Source organism: Desulfobacter curvatus DSM 3379 (assembly GCF_000373985.1).
Classification (GTDB): domain Bacteria; phylum Desulfobacterota; class Desulfobacteria; order Desulfobacterales; family Desulfobacteraceae; genus Desulfobacter; species Desulfobacter curvatus.
This window is the reverse complement of record NZ_KB893054.1, coordinates 1-11877: the sequence shown is the minus strand read 5'-3', so window position 1 is coordinate 11877 and position 11877 is coordinate 1. Positions and strand designations below refer to the sequence as shown.

Genomic DNA, 11877 nt, shown 5'->3' with positions numbered 1-11877 from the left:
TACAAAGGAGGTCTCATGTCAGATGAAAAAAAAATATTAGTTACCATAGACGGCTCAAAACGTTCAAAAAGGACAGTTGACTATCTGTGCAGCTTCAAACCGTTTAGAGACAGGAACGTGACCTTATTTAATGTAACAACCCCCGTGCCTGAAGCCTATTATGATCTGACCCGGGATTCCTTCAGCAATATTTCCGTATCCCATGTAAAGGCTTGGGAGATGGGACAAAAAACACTAATAACCGAATTTCTCAAAGAGGCTCGCCAGAAAATGATTGCTGCCGGTTATATACCGGACAAGATCGAAATCAAACTTGCCAGCCAATCAAAAGGGGTTGCCAGGGGCATTCTGGATGAAATCAAAAACAATGAATACCAGAGCCTTGTCATCCGCAGAAAGGGAGGTGAAAACTCCATCATCGGCGTAGCCATGGGTGGCGTAGCTGCCAAGCTGGTGGAAAAAGCAGACTTTATTCCTTTGATTATTGCCGGAACCCGTGAAATCCGCCATTATCTATGCGTCGCGGTTGACGGCTCCCCGGGAGCCACACACGCGGTCCAGTACACTGCCGATATGATGGCCAACACCAACTGCCGAATTCTTCTTTGTGCGGTCATGCGTACCACGGTCAGTGATTCAGCGCCCAAAGGGCAGGATCCTTTTGCAGACTTGGCGATTTGGGCCCAACACAAACTCAATGATGCCCTGGCCGAGGCAAAAGAGATCCTGACCCAGGCAGGCATCCCGGGAGACCGGATTGAAACCCGTCTTGTCCAGGGCGTCCAAAGTCGGGCAGGCGCCTTGCTGGACACAGCCAGGGCCGCAGAATGTGACACCATTGTCATGGGACGCAGGGGGATGTCGGATGTTGAAACTTTTGATATGGGACGAATCCCCAGAAAAATTATTTATGCGTCCAGAAAATTCACGATTTGGCTGATTCCATGACCTTTGTCTAATAATTTAACAATAGGTTAAAAAAGGAGAGACAAATGGGCACACAAAATTTATCCAGAATATTCAATCCCGGGTCCATTGCCGTGATTGGTGCCGGTGACGAACAGCACCGGGTGGGCCATACCCTGATACGCAACCTCATTGAGGGCGGATTCAGGGGCGCTGTCTATCCTGTCAATCCGGATCATGCCAAAATTATGAATATGCCTGCTGCAAAAGATATCCGTGATATTGAAGGCATTGTGGACCTGGCCGTGGTGACGGCACCCATCGATCAGGTCCCCCAAATCATTGAAGCATGCGCACACAAAGGTGCCGCAGGGGCCATGGTGATCAGTGGCGGGGGCCGGGAGATAGGGGAGCAGGGGGTCCGAATCGAACAACAGATCAAGGCCGCTGCCGGGCAAAGCGGTATGCGTATCATTGGCCCCAACTGCATGGGTATTGCCCACCCCCCGGAGAACCTGAATGCTTCCCATATGCCGGGCACACCGGCCAAGGGACGTGTTGCCTTTCTGTCGCAATCCGGATCCGTGTGCGCTTCGGTCATAGATCTGGCTGAAAAGGAAAATCTGGGCTTCAGCCATATCGTCAATTTAGGATGTATGCTGGACGTTGATTTTGCCGACATGATTGATTATTTAGGCGAACAACGGGAGGTGGACAGCATCATCATGTACATGGAAAGCATAACGCGAATCCGAAACTTTATGAGTGCAGCCCGAGCCGTCTCCCGAATCAAGCCGATTATCTGCCTGAAATCGGGACGGTCGGCGGCCGGTGCCTGGGCGGCCTCTTTTCATACCGGTGCCCTTGCCGGAAAAGATGCGGTTTATGATATTGCCTTTGAACGGGCAGGTATCCTGCGGGTGGACACCTTTGAACAATTGTTTGACTTTACCCGGATTCTGGCAAGACAGCAGCGTCCCACAGGCAGACGATTGGCCATTGTCACCAATGCCGGCGGTCCCGGAGTTATGGCGGTGGATGCCCTTTCATCTTTTGGTTTTGAGCCTGCCGTACTCAGCATTCAAACCATTGAAGCCCTTGAGTCCTCCCTTGAAAAAACATGGAGCAAAACCAATCCTGTGGATGTTCAGTCAGACGCATCTTGTGCCCAGATTGCCCGGGCCGTTACCATTGCGGCCCAGGCACCGGAGGTGGACGGTGTCCTTATGATCCATTCACCCGTGGACCACATTGCCTCGGCTGACCTTGCCCAAGTCCTGGCAGGCCAGATATCTTCTCTGCCCAGCCCTGTGTTTACGGTCTGGCTGGGCGGTATAAGCATGGACAACGCCCGGCAGATTCTCAATGAAAAAGAGGGGCTGACCTATGACACCCCGGAAAAAGCGGTTAGGGCATTTGCTGGATTGTACAAGCACACCCGAAATATTGACATGCTCAACGAAATACCGGTAAGGCGCGACATCAAGCTGAAGATCAACCATGACCAGGCCGGATCAATTATTGAATCCCATCTGAAAAACGACCAATTCCTATTAAATGGAACTTACGCCCAAACGATTCTGAATGCTTACAGTATACCCGTAAGCCAGGCAGAACCTGCCGGGGATAACGTGCCGGCACCGGACTATGAACTTTATGTAGGAGCCAAACTTGATGCCCAGTTCGGGCCGGTCATTAAATTCGGCATAGGCGGTACGATGTCTGAAATTTACCAGGACACTGCGCTCACCTTGCCGCCTTTAAATTCCGCCCTGGCTGCCCGGACCATCAACTCAACAAAAATAGCTAAGGCGTTAAAAGGCCTCCTTGGGTTCAAGGCCGTTGACCAGGAGCTTGTGGAAACGCTTTTAATACGCGTAAGCCGCCTGGTCACCGATTTCCCCCAAATCTGTGAACTGGAAATCAATCCTGTAGCGGTCACCGATGGGCAACTGATGGGGCTTAACGCACGCATCCGACTGGCCCCGCCCCCGGCAGCAGCACCTGACCACCTTATTATAAGCCCCTACCCGGCCTGGCAGGAACAGCTGTATACCACCCAGGATAGTGAACAAGTGCTGATCCGGCCGGTGAAGCCCGAAGATGCAGACCCCATGCTGGACTTTTTTGAAAAACTGTCGACCCAGACCATATATTTACGGTTTTTCACACCGCTCAAACAATTGTCCAAACGCATGCTGATCCAACTGACCCAGATTGATTATGACCGGGAAGTTGCCCTGGTTGCCTGGTTTCCAGCCCACAACGGAGAAAAGATTATCGGCTCCGCCAGAATCATATTCACCGCCAACGGCACGGAGGGCGAATTTGCCATCATGCTGGCGGATTCATGGCAAGGCAAGGGGGTCGGAGCGGCGCTTTTGAAGTCCTGCCTTGCGTTTTCCAAACGATACGGCCTGAAACGGGTATTTGGCGTGGTGCTGCGTGAAAACAAGCAGATGCTTCGCCTTGCCGACAAACTGGGATTTAAAAAGGTCGGCACACCAGCCTCAAGTGAAATTGAACTCATTATTGACATCGACAAGCTGGATCTTTACGCGCTTTAAACGTGTATTTTTTCAACCAGAAAGGAGCCTTCTCCATATATCGTGGCCTAAAAATTGACCCACATCATAAATTGGAGTACAATCCACAAAAAATAACAAATAATTGGAATGTACTCCAAATGATATCCTATTTTATTCAGACACATAAACGACTGCTGAACGCAATTCAATATCCCCATCACCGTTACCTTTTCGATTCATTCTGCCTGGACAGCCGTTTGACCGGTATAATTGGCCCCAGGGGAACAGGAAAAACCACGCTTTTGCTTCAATACATCAAAGAAAAAATGGAAGACCCGAATAATTGCATTTATGTTTCAATGGATCATATATATTTTGCCGGCAGGCTGCTGATTGAATTTGTTAATGAACTGATTGAAGATTACGGCATCCATTTTTTTTTTCTCGATGAAATACATAAATACGCCAACTGGAGCCAAGAATTAAAAAATATTTATGATACCTTCCCGGATGTACGGATTATTTTTTCGGGGAGTTCCAGCATTGATCTTGTCAGGGAAAGTTACGACCTGTCCAGAAGAGGTGTGTTGTACCGGCTGGAAGGGCTGTCTTTCAGGGAGTATCTGCTGTTTAACGAAATTGCTGATATGGCGCCGGTTCAATTTACCACCTTGCTGAATAACCATTCGGCTCTCAGCGCTCAAACGGCCGGGATCAACAAAATTAAAGGCCATTTTAAAACCTACCTCGGCCAGGGGTATTACCCTTTCCACCTGGAGGGACGAGCCACCTATCACCAGAAGATATTAAGGGTGGTGGAAAAAACCGTTTTTGAAGACATTGCAAATTTCTACAAATTAAAGACAGAAAATCTGCATTATTTTAAACGGATCATCTCTTATCTTGCCACAGTCCCACCCGGGGAATTGAATCGAAACAGCATTGCCAAAACTTTAAGTATAGATCATAAAACCGTTCAAAATTATCTGAATATCCTGCACGAATCCGGTCTGGCTAACTTATTGAAAAAAAACAAAGCCGGTGGCGGACTGCTCAAGCGCACGGAGAAGATCTATCTTGATAATCCTGATATTTACGCGGCTGTCAATGATGAGACAGGATTTTCATCGCAACTTGGAAGTATCAGAGAAATTTTTTTTATAAAAATGATACAAAATGGTGGACACAAGATCCATTACAGTGACATCGGTGATTTTGAAGTTAATGGAATTTTTTTTGAGGTTGGCGGGAAGAACAAAGGCAAAAAACAAATAAAAAGACATCTGGACAATGCCTTTCTTGTCAAAGACGACATCCTTTTTGGCTCCAAGTATGAAATTCCTTTATACTTGTTTGGTTTTCTGTATTAGAAATGAAAACTTTTTGACTTGCGTTTCCGTCCTACAGTTCAAAATCGCATATATTGTCTCATTTGTCTGGAGATATAATTTCTCACCACCCTTGCTCTGCGTTGAAAAGTGCTAATCATTGAAATAAGGTTTAACTTAAAAAAGGGCGCAGGATGAAAAAGCGAACGTTTTCTATTGCAGTGCTCGCCCTGCTGTCCATATTTCTATTAACAGGCGACAGCCAAGCTCAGGGAAAGGAGTACACAGATGAATCAGCTCAACACAGCAACCTTTGCCGGCGGATGTTTCTGGTGCATGGCTTCAGCATTTGATGACAAACCGGGAATTGAACAGGTGGTTTCGGGATACATGGGGGGAGATGTAGACAACCCCGGTTACGAGGATGTATGCACGGGAAACACTGGCCATGCCGAAGTAGTCCAGGTGCATTTTGACCCCAATATTATTACATACCAAGACCTTTTAAAAATATATTTCAGCCAGATTAATCCCACGGACGAAGGCGGCTCTTTTTTGGACCGCGGCAATCAGTACAGGTCTGCCGTTTTCTACCATACCGAAGAACAAAAACAACTGGCCCTGGAGGCAATCCAACAGATTGATGATTCAAAAATGTTTGACAAGCCCGTTGTCACCCAGGTCCAGGAGGCAGTCGAATTTTTCCCCGCCGAAGAATACCACCAGGATTACCACAAAAAAAATCCTATTCAGTACAAATCTTACAGCCTCGGGTCAGGCCGGCAGTCTTTCGTCAACCGGGTGTGGGATGAAAAGAGCCTGAAAATTTTTTGACGGAACCAGGCCGGAGAGCAAAAGCGCACATTGACACAAACAGAACAGGGGGGTGCCCACCCCACTTATTCCAGATAATTAATTCGGTCGCGCTGAAATTTATTCCCAGGCAGAAACTCAAAAAGTATGGGTACGAGGTTTGGGAAAAATGTTTTCGGCAGATAGATGCCGCTAAAGAAAAATAAGGTCTCTCACCACCGTCTCGGGTGGCATCGAAAACTATCTTTACATACTGTAAAAAAACGTGACAGGTGACAGTCTTTTTATCCACCTGTCACGTTTTTTAAATTCTCGTATCATTTCAAGTCATTAACCTCTATTTTCACCACTTTTCTTCAACTGGCATATATCTTGATATCTCTGTGTACAAATACTTAAGCCGGATAAAACGGCCTCACAGGAGCCATAGATATTATGAATGAACCCATTGCTGACAGAAAAGAATTTTATCAGGTACTGACCCGGAATATCAGAATTCGTATCCTGCTGGTTTCTATTATCCCCATGATGCTGACAGTAGGCATTTTATGCTGGCGGTTTCACCTGGCTTATTCAGAAAAAATCAGCGCTCATATCGGCGAACTGGTACTCAAGCACACCCAGAACATCGATACGTTTCTCAAAGAAAAATTGGGAAATATCCGCTACCTGGCCCGGCAGTTGTCTCTCACCCAGCCGGATATGGCCCAGCAGTTTCTGACCGCACAACTTGCTGAACTTAAAGATGAATACGGAGATGTGTTTACGGATCTGGGCCTTGTGGACTCAGAGGGTATCCAGTTTGCCTATGAAGGCCCCTTCCGCCTTGTTAATGCCGATTACAGCGAGGCAACCTGGTTTTTAAAGGCCATGGACAGCCCCTATTATATTTCGGATGTATTTGCAGGACTTCGCGGCCACCCCCATTTTATCCTGGCCGTCAAGCTGTCAGCCCAGGGCCGCACCTATATTTTAAGATCCACCATTAATTTTACAGCATTTAACAGTCTGGTGGAAAACGTCCAGATCGGCAGGACCGGTACGGCATTTATTGTCAATGCCGAAGGGCGGCTTCAAACCCATCCCCGCTCGGGAACCATGGAAATCGTCCCGTCATTTATTGCGGATCCAGCCATTTTCAAAGACAAGCACACACTGATTCTCAAGCATAAAAATGACAAAGGCAACACCTGCCTGTATGCCCTGGCCCTGTTTAAGACAGTGGACTGGCGTATGGTATTCCGCCAGGATGCCGGGGATGCATTAAGGGATATGTGGAAGGCTGAAGTGCTCACCCTTATCATATTCCTGCTGGGCTGCGCAGCCATAGTGTCAGTTTCTTTTACACTCTCTAAAAATCTTGTCAAACGCATTGCAAGGGCAGACAAAAAAAATGAAGCCATGAACCAGCAGGTGGTAGAAAGCGGAAAACTTGCCACCATTGGCGAACTTGCAGCAGGCATTGCCCATGAAATCAACAACCCTGTAGCCATCATGGTGGAAGAGGCAGGCTGGATGAGCGATCTTCTTGAAGAGGAGAACGGGATGACTTCGGACGGCAGGAGTGAATTTGATAGGGCCATTGCACAAATTACAACCCAGGGCCGGCGCTGCAAAGACATTACCCACAAATTGCTGAGTTTTGCCCGGAAAAGTGATGCCACAGTGGCCGATATCGACATCAATGACACCATCCGGGAAATCGTTGAGCTTACTGCTCAAATGGCCCGGTATAACAACGTCACGATCTCTACCCGGCTTGACCCGGACTTGCCCTTTATCCGATTTTCCCCTTCCGAACTTCAGCAGGTCATTTTGAACCTGACCAACAACGCCATTGATGCCATGGGCAAAGACGGCGGCAACGTGAAGATTGTAACGAGCCTCAATGCTCAGGACAATAATATGATTGAAATTAAAGTGGATGACAACGGACCGGGCATTCCCGCCCAATATCTGGACCGGATTTTCGATCCATTTTTCACCACCAAGGCCGTGGGCAAAGGCACAGGATTAGGCCTTTCCATCTGTTACGGCATTATTCAAAAAATGGGCGGCACAATAGAAGTGAAAAGCAATATGGGACAAGGCACCTGTTTCTTAATCCGGTTGCCTTTAAATGTCCGAAAGACAGCCAAACCATCAACAAACGAATCAACAACAGCAATGGGCTGACAAGGGTTAGCAATATATTAACCCCAGCCCATAACAACGCATAAGAGGAATTAAGAGCCAATTGGAACATTCCTATAAACCTTTAAACCATTTAGGGAGACTTTGCAGATGAAACTTTTATTTGTCGATGATGAGAAAGCCTTTCTGGACACCCTGATCAAACGGCTTGAAAAACGCGAACTCAAAGCGGAAGCCGTTTATGACGGACAGTCAGCCATAAACTTTCTGTCTGAAAACACCAACACGGATGTGGTGGTCCTTGACGTGAAGATGCCCGGCATGGACGGGCTTGAAACACTTCAAGCCATTAAAAACGAAAACCCGCTGGTGGAAGTGATCATGCTCACGGGCCATGCCACAGTGGAAAATGCCATTGAAGGGATGAAACGCGGCGCATTTGACTATCTGATGAAGCCCTGTGATCTCGAAGAGCTCATCTCTAAGATTGAAGAGGCGGCAACTAAAAAATTTAAACATGAGGAGAAGATCATGGAGGCCCGGGCGAAGGAAATCACAGGCCGCATGGTTTAGGAAAATGAAAATGAAAGACACCCCTTTACCCCATACCCGGCTGCTTCTGGTGGATGATGAGAAAGGATTCGTGGATGTGCTGACCAACCGGCTGGGCCGCCGGGGCATCAACGCCGTCAAAGCCTATTCCGGCGCGGAAGCACTGCGGGCGCTTCGTGAAGCCAGATTCGATGTAATGGTCCTGGATCTGAAGATGGAAGACATGGACGGCATTGAGGTGTTGAAAATTGTCAGGAAAATGGCCCCGGATCTGCCGGTAATCATTTTAACCGGACACGGCTCAAGAACAGCCGCAGAGGATGGTATGACACTGGGCGCTTTTGATTACCTGACAAAACCCTGCGAACTTAACGAATTAATGGAAAAAATCAGCCTGGCACGGCAGGCCAAAACCAATAGAACGGAGAAATAAATCAATGATATTCAAATCGAGCGGATTCAAACTGGCGGTAGCAGTGTTGATAGGTGTAATCGTGTTTGTTCTGCCCAGGCCGGAAGGAACAAAATTCAAACTTTCCGGCACCGGCGCAGACCAATTGAGTGGGGCAGTCAGTCAATATTTTTCAGCCCAGGAAACAGAACCGGGAAAACCTGTTATTCTGACAGCCAAGGCCCCCGGCACCGAACAGGCCCGGGTACAGTATCTTGCAGACCAGGCCCAAAAAATGGGCCTTTCAGAAGTTAATGTGGATTATGTGGATGGATTGAGTCCCAAAGCCAAACGGTTTTTATCCGTGCTTGCGGTACTGGTTATCTTGTTTGTGGTGGAGCCCATTCCCCTTGAAATCACGGCGGTGCTCATTGGCGCCTCCCTCGTTTTCATGGGCATTACCGATGTGAAAGGGGCATGGGCGCCCTACATGCATCCGGTTGTTATTTTCATCATGTGTTGCCTGATCTTTGCTATTTCCCTGGACAAGGTGGGGCTGACAAAACGCTTGGGATATTTTATTATCAAAAAGGCAGGCAATTCCGTAACTAAATTTACTTTTATCATTGCCGTAGGTTTAGGACTTGCTTCCTCTTTCATGCATGATGCGGCAGCCTGCGCCATCGGTATTGTCACCATGCTGCCCCTCATGCGGGCTGTGGGTATTGAGCCCAATACCAATACGGCCAAATTTATGATGCTGTCCCTGCCCTTTGCCTGTTCCTGCGGCGGCATGGGGACGCTTGTGGGCGGTGGCCGGTGTATGGTGTCTGCGGCATTTTTAAAGGAGTTCACCGGTATTGAAATCACGTTTTTTGAATGGATCAAGTATTGTATGCCGGCAGCTATTATCTGTGTGCCTGTTGCGGTTCTGGTCACCTACTTTGTTTACCGGCCCGACCCCAAATTCAAGCTGCCGGATTTTGATGAGGATTTAGGCCCCATGACAGCGGACGAGAAAAAAGCATTGATTATTATTGCGCTCTCCTTTGTATCATGGCTCACCAAGGGCATCCACGGATTTCACTATTCCATCACCGGTATGGTGGGCGTGGCCTGCCTGGTACTGTTCGGCGTTTTAAAATGGCGGGACATCAATGACAACCTGGAATGGGGTACTGCCCTGTTTATTTTCGGCGGCGGTATATCTTTAGGCCTTGCCATGGGATATTCCGGGGCTGCGGATTATTTTGCCAACCTGTTCTTCCCATTGATTCAGGGCAAGGGCTGGCTGGTGCTATTTGTGGGTGTGGCCGTGTTCGGTGCCCTTGTCACCAATGCCATGGCCAATGTGGCGGCAGCGGCGTTAATCCTACCCATTGTTATCCCCATGGCCCAGCTTGAAGGCGTCAACCCGGCCATCCTGGCCCTAGGGCTTGGTATGGCCACATCCTTTGCCATGCTGCTGGTCATCGGTTGTCCGCCCAATGCCATTGCCTATTCCTACAAGTACTTTAAGTCCTCGGATCTGACGAAACTGGGTCTTGTGGCCACACCAACCCTGCTTCTGATACTGGTGGGCGTGGTATGTACATGGTGGAAAATTTTAGGTCTAATATAGGAGGCATCTGCTGAACCTGATGGAAATCAATACCCTTGAAAATGATACCGGCAAGGTTGTCCGCGTGCTGCTGGTAGACGATGAGGACAGCTTCCGAAACGCCATTGCCCGGCGTCTGGAGCGACGAGATATGGTTGTCAGCCAGGTGCCGGACGGGGCATCCTGTCTGGAATACCTTGGCGCTAATGAAGCCGATGTGGTGGTGCTGGATATGAAGATGCCCGGAATGTCCGGCATTGAGACCTTTAAGGCCATTAACAAATACTATCCAGGACTAAAGGTGATTTTTCTGACCGGGAATGCCGCTATCACCGAAGGGGTGGAAGGGGTCAAGGCCGGTGCCTTTGACTACCTGTCCAAACCTGTGGAGATCGACCACCTGGCCGGCAAAATCCGCCAGGCCTGGGAACTCAAACGTCTGGAGGCGGCCCGGGAGCGGGATAAAATTTTCAGGCGGCGCCTGGAAAAACGTATGATGCACACCCAGAGACTGGCCTCCCTTGGCACCATGTCCACAGGCATTGCCCATGAAATCAACAATCCGTTGGCCATTATCAAGGAGTCAGCCGGATTCATGCGCGTGGTACTGGAGGGCTCGGGCCAGATTCCGGAAAAAGAGATGCTTTTCAAAGGGCTTGACAAAATAGAGAAAAGCGTGGACAGGGCCAGACGGATCACGCATCAGTTGCTGGGCTATGTCCGGAAACACGGTCGTGATCTCACCCCGGTGGATATCCGTCAGCTTACCGTGGATACCGTGGCATTGATCAAACAGAAAACAGAGGCTAAAAAGGTATCTGTACAATGGGATACTGAGCCTGAACAACCCATGCTGATGTACACCGATCCTTTCCAGGTCCGCCAGGTATTGATCAATCTTTTGGAAAATGCGGTGGATGCTGTGGAGCCCGGTGGGCAGATCCGGCTTTCCCTTTATAGGAAGGATAAGGCGGTCTGCCTTGAAGTTCGGGATAACGGCAGCGGCATCACCCCTGAAAATAAGGAAAAAATATTTGATCCTTTTTTCACCACCAAACCCAATGTATCGGAAAATGAGTCCGGCACCGGACTAGGGTTGTTTGTGGTCCATAAAATCATGACCGCACTTTCAGGCAGCATCGCAGTGGAATCGGAACCCGAACAAGGCGCACTCTTTACGATCTGCCTGCCTGAATGGCATTCCGAATAAACGATTACAAATTCTTTCATAATTTTTTAAGGAGAAAAAACATGGTAAAAATACCGGTAAAAATCTTGATCGTTGATGATGAAAAAGATTTTGTAGAGATGTTTTCCCTGCGCCTGACCCGGCAGGGGGAAAAGGTATCTGCCGCCTATTCAGGACAAGAGGCTCTTGATCTGCTTGAAAAGACAAAGATAGACGTGGTGATCCTGGATATCCGTATGCCCGGCATGGACGGCATAGAGACCTTGAAAAAAATNAAGACNGCCTATCCCCTGGTGGAAGTNATCCTTCTCACCGGGCATGGATCCACGGAAACTGCTGTGGAAGGCATGAAGGAAGGTGCCTTTGATTACCTGATGAAACCGGCGGATTTTGATGATATCAGCGAAAAACTTACCAATGCCTGGAAGCGCAAGGAT

General features: G+C 48.5%; 10 protein-coding genes. All 10 read left to right on the top strand.

The annotated features are described in order from the left end of the window. Positions 1-15: 15 nt before the first annotated feature. On the top strand, positions 16-948 hold the full coding sequence (locus B147_RS0111540) for a universal stress protein (RefSeq protein ID WP_020587354.1): 933 nt from the start codon (positions 16-18) through the stop codon (positions 946-948). Between the two features lie 44 nt (positions 949-992). Further along, complete coding sequence (locus B147_RS0111535; RefSeq protein ID WP_020587353.1) at positions 993-3473, top strand: bifunctional acetate--CoA ligase family protein/GNAT family N-acetyltransferase; 2481 nt, start codon at positions 993-995, stop codon at positions 3471-3473. Between the two features lie 119 nt (positions 3474-3592). Further along, on the top strand, positions 3593-4804 hold the full coding sequence (locus B147_RS0111530; RefSeq protein ID WP_020587352.1) for an ATP-binding protein: 1212 nt from the start codon (positions 3593-3595) through the stop codon (positions 4802-4804). 246 nt (positions 4805-5050) lie between these two features. Next, positions 5051-5596 carry a peptide-methionine (S)-S-oxide reductase MsrA gene (gene msrA / locus B147_RS0111525; protein WP_020587351.1) on the top strand — a complete coding sequence of 182 codons (546 nt, stop codon included), beginning with the start codon at positions 5051-5053 and terminating at the stop codon, positions 5594-5596. 414 nt (positions 5597-6010) lie between these two features. After that, positions 6011-7750 (top strand): sensor histidine kinase, encoded by a 1740-nt coding sequence (locus B147_RS0111515; protein WP_020587349.1) that lies wholly within the window; start codon positions 6011-6013, stop codon positions 7748-7750. 108 nt (positions 7751-7858) lie between these two features. Beyond that, positions 7859-8281, top strand: coding sequence for a response regulator (locus tag B147_RS0111510; RefSeq protein WP_020587348.1), 423 nt, complete (start codon positions 7859-7861; stop codon positions 8279-8281). A gap of 10 nt (positions 8282-8291) precedes the next feature. Then, a complete protein-coding gene (locus tag B147_RS0111505) occupies positions 8292-8693 on the top strand; it encodes a response regulator (RefSeq protein WP_033397300.1) in 402 nt (133 codons plus the stop codon). A gap of 4 nt (positions 8694-8697) precedes the next feature. Beyond that, on the top strand, positions 8698-10272 hold the full coding sequence (locus tag B147_RS0111500; RefSeq protein WP_020587346.1) for an SLC13 family permease: 1575 nt from the start codon (positions 8698-8700) through the stop codon (positions 10270-10272). A gap of 19 nt (positions 10273-10291) precedes the next feature. Next, positions 10292-11461: a hybrid sensor histidine kinase/response regulator gene (locus tag B147_RS0111495; RefSeq protein ID WP_020587345.1), complete on the top strand. Its 1170-nt coding sequence runs from the start codon at positions 10292-10294 to the stop codon at positions 11459-11461. After that, positions 11446-11877 (top strand): sigma-54-dependent transcriptional regulator (locus B147_RS0111490; RefSeq protein ID WP_425387022.1); only part of this gene is annotated, 432 nt, incomplete at its 3' end. The genes B147_RS0111495 and B147_RS0111490, both read left to right, overlap by 16 nt.

What these genes read in the sequence shown, in the direction of transcription:
- B147_RS0111540 (WP_020587354.1), top strand. Translation starts at nt 16, where the DNA reads ATGTCAGATGAAAAAAAAATATTAGTTACCATAGACGGCTCAAAACGT.
- B147_RS0111535 (WP_020587353.1), top strand. Translation starts at nt 993, where the DNA reads ATGGGCACACAAAATTTATCCAGAATATTCAATCCCGGGTCCATTGCC.
- B147_RS0111530 (WP_020587352.1), top strand. Translation starts at nt 3,593, where the DNA reads ATGATATCCTATTTTATTCAGACACATAAACGACTGCTGAACGCAATT.
- msrA (WP_020587351.1), top strand. Translation starts at nt 5,051, where the DNA reads ATGAATCAGCTCAACACAGCAACCTTTGCCGGCGGATGTTTCTGGTGC.
- B147_RS0111515 (WP_020587349.1), top strand. Translation starts at nt 6,011, where the DNA reads ATGAATGAACCCATTGCTGACAGAAAAGAATTTTATCAGGTACTGACC.
- B147_RS0111510 (WP_020587348.1), top strand. Translation starts at nt 7,859, where the DNA reads ATGAAACTTTTATTTGTCGATGATGAGAAAGCCTTTCTGGACACCCTG.
- B147_RS0111505 (WP_033397300.1), top strand. Translation starts at nt 8,292, where the DNA reads ATGAAAGACACCCCTTTACCCCATACCCGGCTGCTTCTGGTGGATGAT.
- B147_RS0111500 (WP_020587346.1), top strand. Translation starts at nt 8,698, where the DNA reads ATGATATTCAAATCGAGCGGATTCAAACTGGCGGTAGCAGTGTTGATA.
- B147_RS0111495 (WP_020587345.1), top strand. Translation starts at nt 10,292, where the DNA reads ATGGAAATCAATACCCTTGAAAATGATACCGGCAAGGTTGTCCGCGTG.